The organism is Bacteroides sp. AR29 (assembly GCF_900217715.1).
GTDB lineage: Bacteria > Bacteroidota > Bacteroidia > Bacteroidales > Bacteroidaceae > Bacteroides > Bacteroides uniformis.
In genome coordinates this window covers 240884-259475 of the sequence record NZ_OBMS01000005.1, presented here as the reverse complement: position 1 = coordinate 259475, position 18592 = coordinate 240884, and the positions used below count along the sequence as shown (strand labels likewise).

Sequence of the window (18592 nt, the reverse complement as noted above, 5' to 3'; positions counted from 1 at the left end):
TATTTTTATATTGGAATCAAGGGGGTAGGATTATTTTAGCACAAGGGGGCAGAATCGCTTGGTTTTAGGGGGCAGCTTACACTGGATTTTCCAGAAGCATTATAAATTATGACCCTGATGTTAAAACGGATATTAATGGAAATCATCGGACACCAAGAATTGGTTTAAGCCATGAGTTACAGCATTCGTCGGATGTAGATAAAGGTATTATGTCTTATGAAAATATAGGAAATGGAATACCCATGAGAGAAATTCGTGCTATTAATACTGAGAATAAAATTAGAAAAAGAACAGGAGATGCAAAAAGAACGGAATATCGTGGAAGGAAAATACCCCAAAAACTGTTGGAATAAGATTATCCTTATGTTGGGTATTAATCTCTTATTTGTAATGTGTGTACATAAAACAAGTGAGAGGTATGAAGATATGTTTGTTGATTCTACTTGGCAAAGTCCTTTTGTTGCAATGAATATAGAATACAAAGATAGTGTATATTCGATAGTTCCAAGAGAAGGAGATATGTACCTATTTCTGAATGATGGGGTAGCTAATAAGAAATATCGATATGAACTTTTTCCAATTTTATTAGAACAGACATTGGGTATAGACAGCATTACATTTTGTTCACTAAAGGAAATGGACTGTATGGTAACTCCACAGCCATACATAGATTCAATTTATAAAGGAAAAGTAGAAAATCTTATTTCTTTGCTTTTTAATGAGAAAGGTGTACTTTCTGTTGGTTTGTCATATCCAGAAGAAAAATATTTGATTTATTTGTTATTTCATCATGGAGTTTATCTTAATACAGATTGCGAAACTGGAGTTTTGTATATCTTAAATAAATAAGTATTTTATATTCTTGAAATAATCTATCTAATTGCTATCCTAACATCAGATATTACTATATCTTGCATGTTAGGATAGTTTTTTATTCACTTCCCGCTTCCGGAAAGACTACAAGAGAGGAAGTATACACTTACAGCTACGACTATGCTGACAGGGTGAGCAAGGTGGAGCATACATTGGGAGGCAGTGGAAAAGCCACTTATGACAACTTCGGTCGTTTGCTGACCAAGCAGTATCACGGAACGAGCATCAACAAACTGACATATGCCTACAACCTGCGTAGCTGGCTGACGGGCATCAGCGGTACATGCTTCACACAGAACGTGTACTACAACACGGGTGTGGGTACAGCGAAGTACAATGGCAATATCAGCAGTATGACCTGGAAGTCCGGGAACGAAAGTACAGTCCGCGGTTACAAATTCACTTATGACGGATTAAGCCGCCTGATGAACGCCACCTACGGTGAAACAGCCGGCATCAATACGAACACCAACCGTTTCAGTGAGAATGTAACCGCCTATGACAAAAACGGCAACATCAAGACCCTGCAACGTTACGGTCAGACCGCTGCTTCCAGTTACGGTTTGATTGATAACCTGACTTACACTTTGAACGGCAATCAGCTGACCCGTGTGGACGATGCCGTGACGGCTTCCGCCTACAACGGTGGCTTCGAGTTCAAGGACGGTGTGAAGCAGGCGAACGAGTACGTTTATGATGCGAACGGCAATTTGACCAAAGATTTAAACAAGGGAATTAGCGATATTACGTATAATGTATTAAATTTGCCAACAGGCGTCACTTTTGCTTCCGGCGGTTTCATACAGTATGGCTATACTGCCGACGGCATCAAGCGGCGCATGATGTATAAGGAGGCAGATGGTTCGGGCAATCTGGTTCCTACGGTGTATTGCTGCAATGTGGTCTATGAAAACGGTGTTGCCAAGCTTCTTCTTACGGAAGAGGGGTATGTTACGCTTTCGGACAAGAAGTATCACTATTACCTGCAGGACCATCAGGGAAACAACCGCGTAGTCCTCAGTTCCAGCGGTGCTGTTGAGGAAGCGAACCATTACTATCCCTTCGGTGGTGTGTTTGCAAGTTCAGGCAATGTGCAGCCTTATAAATACAACGGCAAGGAGTACGATGGCAAGAAGGGGTTGAATCTGTATGATTATGGGGCACGCATGTATGATGCTGCGCTGGGAAGGTTTACGACGGTGGACCCTTCTGCTGAAAATTACTTCAATACAAGTCTCTATGCTTATTGCGGGAATAATCCTATTAATCGGATTGACCTTGACGGATTACTTTTGGCTCGAATATTGATATATAAGGTCCTCTGATTCAATAAAGTGAACGATTCCCTGCTTTCATCACTATATGTCAACAGGGAATTTTACCTTTTATATAAGGCTACACCCTTTCCCTGACATGGTGTAGCCATTTACCCCAAAGGGTGTAGCTATCCGGGGCAAAGGGTGTAGCTCTGTTTAATGTGCCTTATCAGTGCCTGCGGCACACATAATCCGTTATTGATTTATGAAAAATCCCCCGTCGTAAGTGGGAAGAAAGAAATTTGTTTCAAATCTCCCCGAAATCATGTACCTTTGTGGCGGTACCTAAAAAAGGAGGTAACAAGATGATGAACAAGATAAATTCCGTATGCGTATATTGTGCTTCGAGCACAAAGATAGATTCCGTTTATTTCGATGCAGCCCGTGAGTTGGGCACTCTGCTGGGGCAGCGGCAAATTCGCCTGATTAATGGTGCGGGAAATATGGGACTGATGTCCGCTGTGTCCGATGCGGCACTCCGGGCAGGGGGAGAGGTGACGGGCGTCATTCCCCGCTTCATGGTGGAGCAGGGATGGCATCACACCGGACTTACCCAACTCGTGGAAGTGGAAAGCATGCACCAGCGGAAAAAGACAATGGCCGACCTGAGCGATGCCGTCATCGCCCTGCCCGGTGGTTGCGGCACCCTGGAAGAACTGCTGGAAATCATCACTTGGAAGCAACTCGGACTGTATCTGAACCCGATTGTGATACTGAATGTCAAGAACTATTTCGACCCTCTGCTCGATATGCTCCGGCAGGCGGTGGACGAAAACTTCATGCGTACGCAGCACGGTGCCATCTGGCATGTGGCGCAGACACCGCAGGAAGCCGTGGAACTGATATATACCACTCCCTTGTGGGACGCCTCCATCCGTAAATTCGCTGCAATATGATAGGGCTGTTGATGGCTTGGGCAGTAGTGGGGACGGAGGGGATTCCTATTCCATATTCTCCGAGAATGGACGATGGCATCACCGTGGTCCTTTTGTGCTGTTTCTTTCTGTCGGCCTATGTCTTGTCACGCAGCCGCAAGTTCCTGCTGCAACTGGTGAAGGATTTCCTGCTTCATCGCGAACGTACCAGCATATTTGCCACTTCCACAGCCGCCGATATGCGCTATTTGCTGCTGCTCATCCTGCAGACCTGCATCCTAGCAGGCGTCTGTATCTTCAACTACTTCAATGATATACAGCCGGAACTGGTACGTCATGTGTCGCCGGGGCTTCTGCTGGGGATTTACATCGGTGTGTGTCTCTTCTATTTGTGCTTGAAGTGGATGCTCTACTCTTTTCTGGGTTGGATTTTTTTTGACGAAAGTGTTACAACGCTATGGCTTGAGTCCTATTCTACGCTACTTTATTACTTGGGATTCGCCCTTTTCCCGTTTGCCCTGTTCGTAGTCTATTTTGATTTGAGTTTGCAGCTGACGATAATAATCGGATTGATTTTAGCCTTTTTTGCTAAAATATTGATGTTATACAAGTGGTTAAAGCTTTTTTGTAACAATTTATATGGCGGTTTGCTTTTAATTGTGTACTTTTGTGCCCTTGAAATCATGCCTTGTTTTGTGTTATATCAAGGTGTGATGCAGCTAAACAGTTATTTGATAATAAAATTTTAGGACGTTGAAAATTAAGAAAGTACTTGTGTCGCAGCCGAAACCGGCATCAGAGAAATCTCCTTACTACGACATCGCCGAGAAGTATGGTGTGAAAATAGATTTTCGCCCATTTATCAAAGTGGAGAGCCTTTCAGCGAAAGAGTTCAGACAACAGAAAATTTCGGTCTTGGATCATACTGCCGTTATTTTTACTTCGCGTCATGCTATTGATCATTTCTTCCACTTGTGTACAGAATTGCGTGTGACAATTCCCGAAACAATGAAGTATTTCTGCGTGACGGAGGCCGTTGCTCTGTATATCCAAAAGTATGTGCAGTATCGTAAGCGTAAGATTTTCTTCGGAAACACCGGGAAGATTGACGATTTGATACCTTCCATTGTTAAGCATAAGACTGAAAAGTACTTGGTACCAATGTCGGATGTACACAATGATGACGTGAAGAATCTGCTGGATAAGAATAAGATTCAGCACACGGAAGCTGTCATGTACCGTACTGTCAGCAATGACTTTGCTGCAGATGAGGCTTTTGATTATGACATGCTGGTGTTCTTCAGTCCGGCAGGCATCAGTGCCTTGAAGAAGAATTTCCCTGATTTTGACCAGAAGGAAATCAAGATCGGAACATTCGGCTCTACCACTGCCCAGGCAGTCCGTGATGCCGGGCTTCGTCTTGACCTGGAAGCTCCCAGCGTGCAGGCACCCTCAATGACGGCGGCGCTTGACATGTTTATCAAGGAAAATAATAAAGGAAAGTAAAAAGAGTTATGAGTTATAAGTTATGAGTGATTTGCTTATAGCTTGTAGGCATAACAATGGATTTATAAAATTGAGCTACAAGTGGTTGTGCTTTTATGTCGCCAGGTACTTGTAGCTCGTTTTTGTATCGCCCCATAACTTATCACTCATAACTCATCACTCATAACTTATAACTCATCACCCCATGCCAAATACCTTGCGTAAGTCCGAACGGTTGGACAAGAAGAAAGTGATAGAGAAGATGTTTGCGGGCGGCTCACGCTCGTTTTCGGTTTTCCCTTTGCGTGTGGTGTATCTGCCGGTGGAGGAGCTGGAGGCACCCGTTTCCATTCTTGTAAGTGTTTCGAAACGCCGTTTCAAGCGGGCGGTGAAGCGCAACCGCGTGAAACGCCAGATACGTGAAGCCTACCGCATGAACAAACACGGACTGCTGGCCGTGCTGACGGAAAAAAAGTGCCGTCTGGCCGTGGCCTTCATCTATCTTTCGGACCAGTTGGTAGACTCTTCTGTCATTGAGGACCGTATGAAGACAGCTTTGGCACGCATTGCCGAGAAGGTAGCGGCAAATGCTGAAACCGAGCAAACTCCGCAGGTGTCATGAAGCGTCTGCTTTCATATCTGCTGCTGCTTCCCATCTATTTCTATCAGAAGTGCATATCGCCCATGATAGGGCCTTCATGCCGTTTTACCCCCACTTGTTCGCAATATGCGGTGGAGGCCATCAAGAAACACGGACCTTTCAAGGGGTTTTGTCTGGCAGTCAGGCGCATTCTGCGCTGCCATCCCTGGGGAGGTTCCGGATATGATCCCGTTCCATGAATATTCCAGTTGACATACATACACACCGGCTTCCGCAAGTACCCGGAACTGCCATTGCAAATTGCTATCCCGAAACGTTCTCTCCACAGAGCGGCGGATGGTATTCGGTGGGGATACATCCCTGGCATATAGGTCGGAGTGGAGGTGAACACTCAGGAGTTGAAGGTGCTGTGGCTAGCAGGGTGTGCGGCCTGGAGGAGTTAGTGCGCCATCCCCAAGTACTTGCCGTGGGCGAAGCCGGGCTGGACAAGCTGGCAGATGCTCCGATGGATTTGCAGGTGGAAGTGTTCAGGTGCCAGGCATGTTTGGCAGAGGAAGTGGGAAAGCCGCTGGTGATTCATCTGGTGAAGGCGGTTGATGAACTGCTGAAGGTGAAGCGGGACTTGCGCCCGTCGAATCCGTGGATAATACATGGTTTCCGTGGCAAGGCGGCGCTGGCGGAGGAATATCTGAAACATGGCTTTTACCTTTCATTCGGGGAGAAATACCAGGAAGCAGCCTTGTGCCGGGTACCTGCCGACCGGCTGTTCATCGAAACGGATGAAAGCGAAGTTTCCATCGGGGAATTGTATGCACGCGCTGCCGAAGTGCGCGGCATCTCTCCCGAGGAGCTTGGAGAAACACTCCGGAGAAATGTCTGCAAAGTCTTTTTTAAACCCTAAGAGTTGTTTCTTCGAATAAAGAGTCGTATTTTTGCGCAGATTAAAATAGGAATCAAACAATTCATAGATAATCACTTAAATAATTAATCAGATAACTTAATCATTCGATGAATTTTGTAGAAGAATTAAGATGGCGTGGCATGCTCCACGATATGATGCCGGGTACGGAAGAACTTCTGGCTAAGGAACAAGTGACTGCATACATTGGTTTCGACCCTACTGCGGACTCTTTGCACATCGGGCACCTTTGCAGTGTGATGATTTTGCGTCACTTCCAGCGTTGCGGACACAAGCCGTTGGCACTGATTGGCGGTGCTACGGGTATGATTGGTGACCCTTCCGGAAAGTCTGCCGAACGCAATCTGCTTACGGAAGAGACGTTGCAGCGCAACCTGGCCGGTATGAAGGCCCAGCTCTCCAAGTTCCTGGATTTTGATTCGGATGCCCCCAACCGTGCCGAGTTGGTGAACAACTACGATTGGATGAAGAACTTCACTTTCCTCGATTTTGCCCGTGAAGTGGGTAAGCACATCACCGTGAACTATATGATGGCGAAAGATTCTGTAAAGAAGCGTCTGAACGGTGAGGCACGTGACGGTCTTTCCTTCACGGAATTCACCTACCAGCTGTTGCAGGGGTACGACTTCCTTCATCTGTATGAAACCAAAGGCTGCAAGCTCCAGATGGGTGGCAGCGACCAGTGGGGTAACATCACCACCGGTGCCGAACTGATTCGCCGTACGAACGGTGGGGAGGTATTTGCACTGACCAGCCCGCTGATTACGAAGGCCGACGGTGGTAAGTTCGGCAAGACAGAGTCCGGAAACATCTGGCTCGACCCGCGCTACACTTCTCCATATAAGTTCTACCAGTTCTGGCTGAACGTGAGCGACGAGGATGCCAAACGCTACATAAAGATATTCACTGCACTGTCCAAGGAGGAGATTGACGCTCTGACGGCCGAGCACGAGGCTGCTCCCCATTTGCGCGTCCTTCAGAAGTGTCTGGCCAAGGAAGTGACTATCATGGTTCATTCCGAAGAGGACTATAATGCTGCTGTGGATGCATCCAACATCTTGTTTGGCAATGCAACTTCTGATGCACTGAAGAAGTTGGACGAAGATACGCTGCTGGCTGTGTTCGAGGGTGTTCCCCAGTTCGAAATATCCCGTGATGCACTGGCTGCCGGTGTGAAGGCGGTGGATTTGTTCGTGGATAATGCTGCTGTATTCGCTTCCAAGGGCGAGATGCGTAAGCTGGTGCAAGGCGGTGGCGTTTCTCTGAATAAGGAGAAACTGGCTGCTTTCGACCAGGTGATTACGACAGCCGACCTGCTGGACGAAAAATACCTGCTGGTACAGCGCGGCAAGAAGAATTACTATCTGATTATCGCCAAATAGCGGTATCCTAAAGAGAAGTAATTAAGGAAATAATGCTTTGGCAGTAAAAATAGCCCCGAAATATTTGGATATTTCGGGGCTTCCTTTTATCTTTGCACCGCTTTTTAACAGAAAGCCCTATGTTTGGACTATGGTGTAATGGTAGCACAACAGGTTTTGGTTCTGTTTGTCCAGGTTCGAATCCTGGTAGTCCAACTACGATACAGCTAATTGCAGCTAAAAACCCACTAAAATCGCAAGTTTTAGTGGGTTTTTTTGTTATTCTTTCCCCCTCTTGTTGGCACTATAGGTATAGATTTTTTCTTTTTACGAATCTTTGAACGATATTGCTATATAATTGACACAAATTTATACGGTTTCTCCATTTTCTTTTGTTACATTTGCATCGTGTACGCAAACGATGTGTATTTGATGGCTGAAGTTATAACCTATTAAATGTAGTGCAATCATGAAAACGAACTATGAAATTCGCTATGCTGAGCATCCCGATGATGTGAAAAGCTACGATACGAAAAGCATTCGCTGCGATTTCCTTATAGGGAAGGCATTCTCCCAAAATAAAGTTTCCATTGAGTATAAACTACTTGCAAATCGTACATAAATAGAATATCACTTATTTAAACTTAATAATTTAACGTTATGAATCCGTATTTGAATTTTTCTTTGGAAGGTAAAGTAGCCCTTGTTACAGGTGCTTCTTATGGTATCGGTTTTGCTATCGCTTCAGCTTTTGCAGAGCAAGGAGCAACTATCTGTTTCAACGATATCAACCAGGAGTTGGTAGACAAAGGCTTGGCTGCCTATACTGAAAAGGGTATCAAGGCACGCGGTTATGTATGTGATGTGACAGACGAACCTGCTGTTCAGGCCATGGTAGCCCAGATTGAAAAGGAAGTAGGCTCTGTTGATATCCTCGTAAACAATGCCGGCATCATCCGCCGTGTTCCTATGCACGAGATGGAGGCTGCTGACTTCCGTCGTGTAATCGATATCGACCTCAATGCTCCGTTCATCGTATCAAAGGCTGTTCTGCCTGCCATGATGAAGAAGGGCCACGGTAAAATTATCAATATCTGCTCTATGATGTCCGAACTGGGGCGTGAGACTGTGTCGGCCTATGCCGCTGCCAAGGGTGGCTTGAAGATGCTGACTCGCAACATCTGCTCTGAATATGGTGAATATAACATCCAATGTAACGGTATCGGTCCGGGTTACATCGCTACCCCGCAGACTGCTCCGCTGCGTGAAAAGCAGGCCGACGGTAGCCGTCACCCGTTCGACTCGTTCATCTGCGCCAAGACTCCGGCAGGCCGCTGGCTGGCTCCGGAAGAACTTACCGGTCCGGCAGTGTTCCTGGCATCGGAAGCCTCTAATGCGGTAAACGGTCACATCCTCTATGTAGACGGAGGTATCTTGGCTTATATCGGAAAGCAACCGAAATAAATTTAAGGATAATTGAGAAGGTGATAAAGTGGCAGGATAATGTCACTTGTCACCTTTTTCTTTTGGGCGCGGATTACGCGGATTTCGCGGAAAGGATAAGGAAAATCCGTATAATCCGCGAAATCCGCGCCTAAAAGAAAGTTATACAACTGATTAGGAAAAAGCAATGATTATATGAGAAACTTTCTTTTATTATGTATGGCGGCCCTCTGCTGTCTTGCTTGCAACGATAGCAAGATAGTGACTGTTACGGTAACCAATCCGTTAGCGATGGACCGTTCCGATGAGATGGTAGAGGTGTCCATGACCGAAATCTCAAACCTTCTGAATCTGGCAGACACCGCACAGATTGTGGTTCTGAATGTCGAAGGGGAGCAGGTGCCTTACCAAGTGACCTACGATGACAAATTAATCTTCCCTGCTACGGTAGCCGCCAATGCATCGGCTGCATATACCGTCCAGGCCGGTACTCCCGTCGATGTGGAGGTAAGGGCTTGTGGGCGGCAGTATCCCGAACGTCTGGACGACATGGCCTGGGAGAACGACTTGGTAGGCTTCCGTGCCTACGGTCCTGCATTGCAGGCAAGGGGTGAACGCGGTTTCGGCTACGACTTGTTCACGAAGCGAGGCACTGCTGCACCGGTACTGGAAGACATGTATGCCAAGGAACTGGATGCAGACTCCTGGAAGCAGGTTAATGAATTGCGCAAGACAGACCCGAAGGCAGCCGATGAGCTGGTACGCACATTCTCCTATCATATAGACCACGGTTATGGCATGGACTGCTATGCAGTAGGTCCAACATTGGGAGCTGGAGTGTCTGCATTGATGGTGAATGATACCATTATCTATCCGTGGTGCTACAAGACGCAGGAGGTGCTGGACAACGGTCCGTTGCGCTTCACCGTGAAGCTGGAGTTCAATCCGTTGGCTGTGAAAGGGGATACTGCGGTGGTGGAAACACGTCTGATTACGCTGGATGCCGGTTCTCATCTGAACCGTACTGCCGTTTCGTATAGCAATCTAAAGGAATCCTTGCCCATTGTTACCGGTATTGTGCTGCACGAACCGGACGGTGCTGTGGTGGCTGATGCTGCCGGTGGCTATATGACGTATGTAGATCCCACTACCGGACCGGATAATGGCAAGATATTTATGGGGGCCGCTTTCCCTGCCGTTGTGAAGGAAGCCAAAACCGTGCTTTTCCCCATAGAGGAGAAGAAGATGCGTAACAATGCAGACGGCCACGTACTGGCTGTCAGCGACTATGAGCCGGGTGCCGACTACGTGTATTACTGGGGTTTTGCCTGGGACCGTGCGGACATCAAGACGGCTGAAGCCTGGAATAGCTATATGGCGGCATTTGCACAGAAGGTACGCAATCCGATGACGGTGAGTATCCGCTAAGTTGATTTTCCTCCTTTTCCGAAGGCGAAGCTTGAGAAGCTGGAGGCTTGTAACTGTCCGGGCGAATGACAAGTGTTCTCAGAATAAGCTCTTCCCCTTGTAGACAAGTTCTGCAACGTTTTTGGCCTCCAGTTTTTCCATCAGGCGCTTCCGGTAAGTCTGTATTGTATTGATGCTGAGAAATAGTAATTGGGATATTTCAGAGGTGCTCAGTCCTTGCGAGAGATAGGCGAGCACTTCTTTTTCACGTCTCGACAATTCGGGAAGTGCATGTGGTAGGGTGTTTTGTTTTTCCTTGTCCAGTTCGCTGAAAACATTGCTGAAGTATCTGGTTCCGTTTTTCAGTGTACTGATGGCGTCTCTCAATTCGCTGGTGCTGGCATTTTTTGAAACAGCTCCGTTGATGTTTAGGGTGGATAATTTGGCTATGATCCAAGGTTCTTCATGCATGGTATAGATTAAAATGCCGCATTCGGGTATCCGGCTGTGAAGGTGGGATATGAGCTGGAATCCATTCATATCCGGTAGTTCAAGGTCGATGATGCAAAGGTCGAATCTCTCTTTGAGGGTCAGTTGTTCCACGTCTTTTGCACAAGTGGCTCCTTTGCACGCCACTCCTTCGAGTTGCGAGGCCAATGCAATGATGCCTTCAGCAACAATCGGGTGGTCATCTATTACCAGTATTCTGTATGTTTCTTTGTTTGGTTTCATTCGTTTATGTTAAGCAGTAGGGTGAAAACGTTGTTTTCTGTTGACGAGCATACATTGGCGGTAGCGTTGATGGCTCTGATACGGTCGTTTACGGTACGCAATCCTATGCCGTCATTGTTGTTTGTTGCTGTTTGTTGCTTGTTTGCATTCTTACCGTTGTCTGTAATTTGCAGGGTATATTTATTTTCGTTGTCGGCACGGAGACTGATGACTATATGACTGGCTGAGGCATGTTTCACGATGTTCATGGTGAGTTCTTGTACGATGCGGTACAGCTCATAAGCGGTTTCATTTGGAAGATGGCGTGATGCGTTGTTCTCCGTTGGATGATAGCTGACCTCTATGCCGGTGTTCTCGGCCAGTTTGGCAGCATAACGGTCGAGTATCTGGTCTAGACTGAGATGCTCGAATTCGGGAGGCATCAGTTCGTGTGAGATATTCCGCACGTTGTTTCTCAGTTTGCTGACGAGTGAGGCCAGTTCCTGCTCATTCCCTTTGCCGGCAGAAGTTTCTATCTTCATTTGCAGCCCCAGCAGGTCGTTGGCTATACCGTCATGCAGTTCCTTGGCAAAATATTTGCATTCCTCTTCCAACCCTTCAATGTAGCGGCGTGCCGAGTTCAGTTCGTTTTCTTGCTTTAGCAGTTCAATCTTCTTTTCGGCCATTCGTTTCTTGTGGCGGAGCGTCAACAAAGTAATTAGAGCAAGGCCGGACAGAAGGGCTACAGCAATGGAGGCTTTGAGCAGGAAGGCTTGGTGTTCCAGTTGTTCTTGTTGCAGGTGGGCTATCTCCAATTCCTTTTCTTGCGTGTGATATTTCACGTTGAATTCTGCCATTTGTTGCGTCAGATTGTGCTGTGCCAGTGTATCAGTCCACATGCGGGCACTATCCATGTAGGTGTAAGCCAGTTTGGGGTTTCCCAAGGCATCGTAGCATCGTGCCATTTGTGTAAGTAGTGTTTTGGGCTCGGTACCGGTTTTCCGGTTACGCAGCCAGTGGAAGTCCTTCAAGGCGCGGGCATAGTTTTTGCGGTTTGTTTCGGTGGCTGCCCTCGATTGTATGAATCCTATGGCAGCGATGGAGTTGGATGGTACCCGTTGTAGTAGTTTGTTCCCCAATTTCAAGTAGTGGTCTATGGAATCGGGTTGTTCTTTTCGTTCAAAGAGTCTCAGCATGCCGGGCAGGCAGCGTATCTTCCATAGGTCTTCGTTTCCCTCTCCGTGGCAGGCAATGTTCCAGGCTTTGCGGTTGGATTTTTCAGCATCATCCAGCTTGTTCAGTTCAGCCTTTATGGTTGCCCTGATTTGCCAGGTGGTGAAAGCTACGAATGGGTCTTCGGTTCTGGCGGCATGTTCGGTGGCCATGTCGGTATACTTTTCGGCTTCGTCCAGCTGCCTGATATTGAAGTATAGGATGGACACATTGTTGCAGATGTGGGCTATCCAGCTTTCGTCCCCATATTGCAAGGCACTGTCCAGTGCTTTATTGTAATAGTAGAGTGTAGAGTCATTCATTTGGTGCTGACGGTAGAGGAGGCCCAAATCGTTGTATACGCTGATGTGCTTTTCCAAATCATCTATCTGCGGCAGGTAGGGGAGTACATTTTTTTTCATGGCAAAGGCTTCTTCTGTCTTTCCCACATAGATCAGTAGTGTGGCTTGTTCGTTCAGCAAGATGGGATACATGAAGGAGTGCTTTACGTTCCGGGTGGCAAAGGCGCTGTCGAAGCTACGTTGCGCTTCATCGTAGTGTCCTTCTTCCATGAGATTGGCTGCCCGGTTGTAGAAGTGTGCCAGCAGAGTGTCTGTCGGTATCTCTCCGGCGTGAAGCAGGATGGTGGTTAAAGAAAGGAGGAGTGATAATAGCTTAGTATGGCGTACCCTCATATCGGTATATTTTAGTGGAATTCAATCTGTGCTTAGTTGTTGCAAATATACGTCTTATTCATTTTGCTTTTTATCGGGGATGCTGAATTTTTTCTGTATGTGGCTGAAAAATCACCTTTTTCAGTGACAAGGAGTGAAAGGAAAAGTTTATTACTTTGCAAAAAATATTAAGCTTTGTCTGGGAATGATAAATGGCCAAAAGTATCTGTCCGGGTTTGAATGGCAGAGTCTTGTTGTCGTGAGATACGGACGGCATTCCTTATACTTTTGTTATTATGGATTTTCCTTAGAGGGATGGGGGATAAAACAAGATTTGTAACTTATGAAAATGTTTAAAATGATGGCTGCCTCCATGTTGGGTGTGGCGTTGTGCTTGGGATTCACTGCTTGCAGTGACGATGACGAACATGAGAATGGTGAGGGTGGCGAAAACACCGCCACTGTGGTCAATCCTTCGCAAGTGTTTACGGGAGGACTTCCGAAGTCGGTTTCGGGCATGGTTATTTCTCACAATGAAGAAGGGCTGGTGACGAACATTACAACTGAGGATGGGGATAAAGCCGTCTTTGAGTACTTTCCCGCTACTACAAAGGCAGATGTTGCAAAGGACCGAGCAAGAATCACCGTGACGGATGAAGAGGGCGATGTTACAGAACTGAACTTGCAGCTCAACAGCGATGGTTATGTGGAATTTTGCAACTCAATAGACCACGCTGGTACTCCCGATGCCGATGAGTTTACTTGGGAGATGGAATACGACACTGAAGGCCATCTGGTTGTAATGAAACGCTCTGAAAGCGATGGTGAAATAACGAACATCACCTATAAGGATGGAGATGTGGTGAAGACTTCCACACGTTATGTAGCTAGTGGGGATCTCAATGGTGACGGAATTATCGACAGCAATGACGAGTGGGAGTATAGTGCTGCCATAGACTATACGACGGATAATATAACAGCTCCTATCGAGAATAAGGGCTGCCTGATGTTGTTTGATGAAATACTGGATGTGGATATGGACGAGATGATATATGCCTATTATGGAGGCATGCTTGGTAAGGCTACGAAACATCTGCCGCTTGTAGGGCATTATACATACAATGGCGAGGACTCTGTGTCCGATATGTATTTTACATGGACATTGAATTCCGACAGTTATCCTACGGAACTGGTTGTAAAAGACCAGTGGGATGAATACAGATGTACATTTACTTGGTAATTATAAAACATCTGTTTATTCTTGTGGAACAGGACATGAGCCTATAAAATGTAAGGGGTTGCCTTTTGCCGAGACAACCCCTTCTTATTTTATGTAGAATTTATTGTGACAGCAGATGTTGGTAACTTTCTGCTGTTTCAAGTTTATAATACTTTGAATTCATATCCCTCTTCCTTCAGGAAGTCAATGGCGCGCGGCAATGCGTACTGCAGGTTTCCGTTGCACCAGGATTTCAAGGAATCGTGGAAGGTGATGATGGAGCCGTTGCGGGCGTAGCGCATCACGTTGGCTAGCACTTGCGGACCGCGCAGCTTCTTGCTGTAGTCGCGGGTCACGAGGTCCCACATCACAATCTTGTAGGTTCGTTTCAGCGTGAGATACTGGTTGGCGAACATATGGCCGTGGGGAGGGCGGAACAAGAGAGGGTAGAGAACCTTCTCCACATTGCAATTGATGTCCCCACCCATTTCCATGAAAATCTTCGCCTGTTCGGTATTTCCCAGATAATTCTTGGCCGTGTATTCAAATCCACGGATATGGTTGAAGGTGTGGTTACCGATGCGGTGCCCACGCTCAACGACCATCCGGAATTCGTCCGGATGCTTCCGTATGTTGTCACCTACCATGAAGAAGGTGGCTTTGATGTTGTGCTTATCCAGCAGGTCGAGCACCCAGGGAGTTACTTCGGGGATAGGGCCATCGTCGAAAGTCAGATAAACGGCTTTTTCATTGGGGTCCATCCTCCAGACTGCACCGGGATATAGTTTGCGAAAAAACTCAGGAGGTTGTTCTATAAACACGTGATTAAGGATTAAGGGATTAGGGATTAAGGATTAGGGGTTAATGATTAAGGATTAGGGGTTAAGGATTAGTTATTAATGATTAGTGATGAACTGCACAGGCTAATCCCTAATCCTTTAATCCTTAATCCCTAATCCTTATTCTCACTCCTTCATTCTGTCCACATACATATTATACAGTTCTTCCACCTTCGGCTCGTAGATTTCGGCGAGCTTGGAGTTGTACTTCTTCATGGCCTTCACCTCGGCATCGAGTACAGCCCAGTGGTATTCAAACTCACGGGTAGAAATCATGAAGCGGTTGTCGTCCAGGCTCAGATACCAGGTCAGGTACTCTACAGCCTTGTCAGCAAGGGCTTTCATTATCTCGTCCGCCTTGGCGGTTTCGCCCAGTTGGTAGTAGGCTTCTGCCATCTGTACGGCACCGTTCTGCCAGTCGTAAGGCACGTTGTAGGCGGGAATCATCTTTTCGGCATAGTCCAGGGCGGCTTTTGCCTTGTCTTTCTTGCCCTCACGCATCAGCTGCTGCACGAGTTGGGAGAAGATGCGACGGTGAGAGTGACACATGCGCATGGCGTTCTCGTCGATATAGATGCCCGGCTTGTCGATGCCACCGAACTTGAACTTGTTCATCAGGTTGTCGTACATCTTTTCGGAGTCTATTGTCACGCCCGTCTTACTGGTGTCGAACGGAGTGAAACGATAGGCAAGACCTTCCTGAACGAAGTGGTTTTCCATATTCAGCTGGTTCTCCCTGCCTACGCTGACAGCGATATAGATGGGGCGTTCCCAGTTGGCCTCGCTCAGCATTTCGAGCATCATCAACTCGCTCTTGTAGAGGGCGCGTTTGCCTTTCAGCGAAATGTGCATGTAGTCGGGGATTGAGTCGCCCGGTATCATCATGCCGCTACGGCGCACGGCTTCCTTGTCTACCTTGATGACGATGCTGTCGGTAGGGATCACCTTCAAGTCTTGATTCTTGTTGCGCACCCAGTTCTTGAGGATATTCTTTAGCTCATACGGGTTGTCACCGAATTCTTTCTTTACATTGACCAGTGCTTCGGGATTACCGTCCAGTGCCTGCTTCTCGGCTTCGGCATAGAGCTGGTCGATGCTTTTCTTGTACTCAGGCTGGATGGGGACGTATTCGTTGGTGCCTTCTACGTACTCCATACGGTCCCAGGTGATGGGGAGAGAAGGACTGTCGTAGGCGGGGCGCTTCATCTGGTCGATGTACCAATCGGTCTGCAGGTACGAGAGGTTGCAGGTACGGGCGTCGGTACGGAAACCTTCGGTCTCCTGGTTGTACCAGAGGGGGAAGGTATCGTTGTCACCATTGGTATAGATAATCGGGTTGCCGCTTTCTTGCAGGGACATCAGGTAGTTCTGGCCGAAGTCGCGTGCCATGTAGCGGTCGCTGCGGTCGTGGTCGTCCCAAGTCTGGCTTGCCATCTGCACGGGGACAAAGAGGCAGGCTACGGAAACGATGGCGGCAGCAGGCAGTTCCTTCATCTTGGCATAGTCTTGAAGCAGACGGACGAGTCCTGCCACACCCATACCAATCCAGATGGCGAAGGCGTAGAACGAACCGGCGTAGGCATAGTCACGTTCGCGCGGTTGGCTCGGAGTCTGGTTCAGGTAGAGCACGATGGCAATACCGGTCATGAAGAAGAGGAAGAAGACCACCCAGAATTGCTGGATGCCTTTCTGCCCACGGTAGGCTTGCCATAGCAGGCCGATGATACCCAGCAGCAGGGGTAGGCAGTAGAATACGTTGTGTCCCTTGTTGTCTTTCAGTTCCTGAGGCAAGAGGCTCTGGTCGCCCACCAGCCAGTTGTCGATGAACGGGATACCGGTAATCCAGTTGCCGTGTTCAATTTCTCCGCTGCCTTGTATGTCGTTCTGGCGTCCGGCGAAGTTCCACATGAAGTAGCGCCAGTACATCCAGTTGAGCTGGTAGGAGAAGAAGAACTTGATGTTTTCCCACTGTGTGGGCATGTTTACCATAATCATGTTGCCGCATTTATCATAGGGCACATCGTAACCCTTGATGTCCTGCCAGGCATGGTATTGTTGTGTATGGGCACTGCTGTACATACGCGGGAACAGCATGTTCTGGGCGTATTCGTACTCAATGCGTCCGGGGATTTCGATGTACGAATCCTTTTCGTCGGGCGTAGCTTTCTCCTTGCGGATGAACTTCGTGCCGTTGTACTTGATGCGCGGTTCGCAGTAACCGTCTTTCACGTCCAGTGCCACTTGCGAGGAGAAGGCAGGGCCATAGAACAGCGGGCGTGTGCCATACTGCTCGCGTCCCAGGTATTCGCCCAGTGTGAAGATGTCTTCCGGAGAGTTCTGGTCCATCGGCGTGTTGGCGGTGGAGCGGATGACGATAAGTGCATACGAGGAATATCCGATGACAATCATCATGGTGCAGAGCAGCGAGGTGTTCAGCGTGCGTGCCGATACGCGGAATTTCTCTTTGACGGCTGCCTGCGTCTTCGGACGGAGGTAGAGCCACAATGCGGCAATGACAATGACACCGATAACTACCGAGCTGGTACCGTGTCCGTAGAACGGGATACCCAGCATGGCGATGGTGAGTATGAACGAGAGTGCCATACGTGCCTTGTTGCGTTCGGTATAGCTTTCGTAGATACCCCAGATGAGGCAGGCTGCCAACAGGATGATATATACGATGACACCCGTGTTGAAGGACATGCCCAGCGTGTTGACGAAGAGCAGTTCGAACCAGCCGCCCACTTTCACGATACCCGGCACGATGCCGTAGAGTACGGCTGCTACCAGTATGCCCGAAGCGAGCAATGCCAGCAGGGAGCCTCGGGCATTGGCGTTGGGTACTTTCTTGTAGTAGTATACCAGTACGATGGCGGGCAGGCAGAGCAGGTTCAGCAAGTGCACGCCGATACTCAGACCGGTCAGGTAGGCAATGAGAATCAGCCAGCGGTCACTGTGAGGCTCGTTGGCAACGTCCTCCCATTTCAGTATGAGCCAGAATACGACGGCAGTGAACAGTGAGGAGAAGGCATACACCTCGCCTTCCACAGCGCTGAACCAGAAGGTATCGCTGAACGTGTAGGCAAGTGCGCCCACCAGACCGCTACCCATGATGGTAACCATCTGGCCGCGTGTGATATTGTTTTCGTCTGTCACCACAAGTTTGCGTACCAGGTGCGTGATGCTCCAGAAAAGGAACAGGATACATGCGCCGCTCATCAGCGCGCTCATGTAGTTCACCATCTTGGCAACGGTGGAGGCATCGGAAGCAAATTGTGAGAATAGGTTGGCTACCAGCATGAAGAACGGTGCGCCGGGCGGGTGTCCTACTTCCAGCTTATAGCCGGTGGTGATGAACTCCGGGCAGTCCCAAAAGCTTGCAGTAGGTTCGATGGTCATGCAGTAGACCGTCGCTGCAATGAGGAAGGTAATCCAGCCTACAAGGTTGTTTACGGTTTTGTACTGTTTCATTCAGATGAAATTCGTTATTATTCAGTTTTGTTTTTTACAAGCTGTTTTGCCATCGCTTAGTCAACGTATTGGCATATATGGGCGCAAATATAATGATTTCGCTTCTAAATAGGTGACAATAAGCAGCATTATTAGGATAGGTTAAGGGATTTGCTGCATCTATAGATGCAGCACGGTGGAAGTATA

The 18592-nt window shown here is 47.8% G+C and carries 15 protein-coding genes, 1 tRNA gene and 2 pseudogenes; 14 read left to right on the top strand and 4 right to left on the bottom strand.

The annotated features are described in order from the left end of the window. Positions 1–297: 297 nt before the first annotated feature. The 13 genes and pseudogenes from CSD97_RS05140 (at position 298) to CSD97_RS05080 (ending at position 10301) form a co-directional block, all read left to right on the top strand. Entirely contained in the window at positions 298–849 is a 552-nt protein-coding gene (locus CSD97_RS05140; RefSeq protein WP_035447393.1) for a hypothetical protein, read from the top strand. 377 nt (positions 850–1226) lie between these two features. Beyond that, a pseudogene (locus CSD97_RS05135) lies at positions 1227–2159 on the top strand (RHS repeat-associated core domain-containing protein); the annotation flags it as partial. Between the two features lie 338 nt (positions 2160–2497). Then, complete coding sequence (locus CSD97_RS05130; protein WP_034523289.1) at positions 2498–3085, top strand: TIGR00730 family Rossman fold protein; 588 nt, start codon at positions 2498–2500, stop codon at positions 3083–3085. After that, complete coding sequence (locus CSD97_RS05125; RefSeq protein WP_009037548.1) at positions 3082–3813, top strand: DUF4271 domain-containing protein; 732 nt, start codon at positions 3082–3084, stop codon at positions 3811–3813. Before CSD97_RS05130 ends, CSD97_RS05125 begins: the two co-directional genes overlap by 4 nt. Before the next feature lie 4 nt (positions 3814–3817). Continuing rightward, entirely contained in the window at positions 3818–4570 is a 753-nt protein-coding gene (locus tag CSD97_RS05120) for a uroporphyrinogen-III synthase (RefSeq protein WP_005834069.1), read from the top strand. Between the two features lie 184 nt (positions 4571–4754). Next, entirely contained in the window at positions 4755–5171 is a 417-nt protein-coding gene (rnpA, locus tag CSD97_RS05115; RefSeq protein WP_009037549.1) for a ribonuclease P protein component, read from the top strand. After that, entirely contained in the window at positions 5168–5389 is a 222-nt protein-coding gene (gene yidD, locus CSD97_RS05110; protein ID WP_005831056.1) for a membrane protein insertion efficiency factor YidD, read from the top strand. The genes rnpA and yidD overlap by 4 nt, the downstream gene beginning before the upstream one ends. Beyond that, positions 5386–6051 (top strand): TatD family hydrolase, encoded by a 666-nt coding sequence (locus tag CSD97_RS05105; RefSeq protein WP_009037550.1) that lies wholly within the window; start codon positions 5386–5388, stop codon positions 6049–6051. The genes yidD and CSD97_RS05105 overlap by 4 nt, the downstream gene beginning before the upstream one ends. Positions 6052–6158: 107 nt before the next feature. Further along, positions 6159–7451: a tyrosine--tRNA ligase gene (tyrS, locus tag CSD97_RS05100; protein ID WP_005834072.1), complete on the top strand. Its 1293-nt coding sequence runs from the start codon at positions 6159–6161 to the stop codon at positions 7449–7451. 124 nt (positions 7452–7575) lie between these two features. Beyond that, positions 7576–7646: transfer RNA gene (locus tag CSD97_RS05095), tRNA-Gln, on the top strand. A gap of 253 nt (positions 7647–7899) precedes the next feature. Further along, positions 7900–8034, top strand: a pseudogene (locus CSD97_RS19035) (5-keto-4-deoxyuronate isomerase); the annotation flags it as partial. 56 nt (positions 8035–8090) lie between these two features. After that, positions 8091–8894: a gluconate 5-dehydrogenase gene (locus tag CSD97_RS05085; protein ID WP_005831048.1), complete on the top strand. Its 804-nt coding sequence runs from the start codon at positions 8091–8093 to the stop codon at positions 8892–8894. A 174-nt stretch (positions 8895–9068) separates the two neighbouring features. Beyond that, positions 9069–10301, top strand: a complete 1233-nt coding sequence (locus CSD97_RS05080) for a DUF4861 domain-containing protein (RefSeq protein ID WP_098032032.1) — start codon at positions 9069–9071, stop codon at positions 10299–10301. A gap of 78 nt (positions 10302–10379) precedes the next feature. Here the strand turns inward: CSD97_RS05080 and CSD97_RS05075 are convergent, their stop codons facing one another. Continuing rightward, positions 10380–11012, bottom strand: coding sequence for a response regulator transcription factor (locus tag CSD97_RS05075; RefSeq protein ID WP_098032031.1), 633 nt, complete (start codon positions 11010–11012; stop codon positions 10380–10382). After that, positions 11009–12898 carry an ATP-binding protein gene (locus CSD97_RS05070; protein ID WP_098032030.1) on the bottom strand — a complete coding sequence of 630 codons (1890 nt, stop codon included), beginning with the start codon at positions 12896–12898 and terminating at the stop codon, positions 11009–11011. The genes CSD97_RS05075 and CSD97_RS05070 overlap by 4 nt, the downstream gene beginning before the upstream one ends. A gap of 322 nt (positions 12899–13220) precedes the next feature. On the opposite strand from CSD97_RS05070, the gene CSD97_RS05060 reads away from it, so the two are divergent. Then, positions 13221–14117: a DUF4595 domain-containing protein gene (locus CSD97_RS05060; protein WP_098032028.1), complete on the top strand. Its 897-nt coding sequence runs from the start codon at positions 13221–13223 to the stop codon at positions 14115–14117. A gap of 143 nt (positions 14118–14260) precedes the next feature. On the opposite strand, the gene CSD97_RS05055 is transcribed toward CSD97_RS05060, so the two are convergent. Then, positions 14261–14917, bottom strand: a complete 657-nt coding sequence (locus CSD97_RS05055; protein WP_005831030.1) for a polysaccharide deacetylase family protein — start codon at positions 14915–14917, stop codon at positions 14261–14263. Between the two features lie 144 nt (positions 14918–15061). Next, positions 15062–18406: a DUF2723 domain-containing protein gene (locus CSD97_RS05050; protein ID WP_057281491.1), complete on the bottom strand. Its 3345-nt coding sequence runs from the start codon at positions 18404–18406 to the stop codon at positions 15062–15064. Positions 18407–18592 lie beyond the last annotated feature (186 nt).

Bases quoted from the DNA above. Each gene is read 5' to 3' on its own strand.
- CSD97_RS05140 (WP_035447393.1), top strand. From the start codon at position 298: ATGCAAAAAGAACGGAATATCGTGGAAGGAAAATACCCCAAAAACTGT.
- CSD97_RS05130 (WP_034523289.1), top strand. From the start codon at position 2,498: ATGAACAAGATAAATTCCGTATGCGTATATTGTGCTTCGAGCACAAAG.
- CSD97_RS05125 (WP_009037548.1), top strand. From the start codon at position 3,082: ATGATAGGGCTGTTGATGGCTTGGGCAGTAGTGGGGACGGAGGGGATT.
- rnpA (WP_009037549.1), top strand. From the start codon at position 4,755: ATGCCAAATACCTTGCGTAAGTCCGAACGGTTGGACAAGAAGAAAGTG.
- yidD (WP_005831056.1), top strand. From the start codon at position 5,168: ATGAAGCGTCTGCTTTCATATCTGCTGCTGCTTCCCATCTATTTCTAT.
- CSD97_RS05105 (WP_009037550.1), top strand. From the start codon at position 5,386: ATGAATATTCCAGTTGACATACATACACACCGGCTTCCGCAAGTACCC.
- tyrS (WP_005834072.1), top strand. From the start codon at position 6,159: ATGAATTTTGTAGAAGAATTAAGATGGCGTGGCATGCTCCACGATATG.
- CSD97_RS05085 (WP_005831048.1), top strand. From the start codon at position 8,091: ATGAATCCGTATTTGAATTTTTCTTTGGAAGGTAAAGTAGCCCTTGTT.
- CSD97_RS05080 (WP_098032032.1), top strand. From the start codon at position 9,069: ATGAGAAACTTTCTTTTATTATGTATGGCGGCCCTCTGCTGTCTTGCT.
- CSD97_RS05075 (WP_098032031.1), bottom strand. From the start codon at position 11,012: ATGAAACCAAACAAAGAAACATACAGAATACTGGTAATAGATGACCAC.
- CSD97_RS05070 (WP_098032030.1), bottom strand. From the start codon at position 12,898: ATGAGGGTACGCCATACTAAGCTATTATCACTCCTCCTTTCTTTAACC.
- CSD97_RS05060 (WP_098032028.1), top strand. From the start codon at position 13,221: ATGAAAATGTTTAAAATGATGGCTGCCTCCATGTTGGGTGTGGCGTTG.
- CSD97_RS05050 (WP_057281491.1), bottom strand. From the start codon at position 18,406: ATGAAACAGTACAAAACCGTAAACAACCTTGTAGGCTGGATTACCTTC.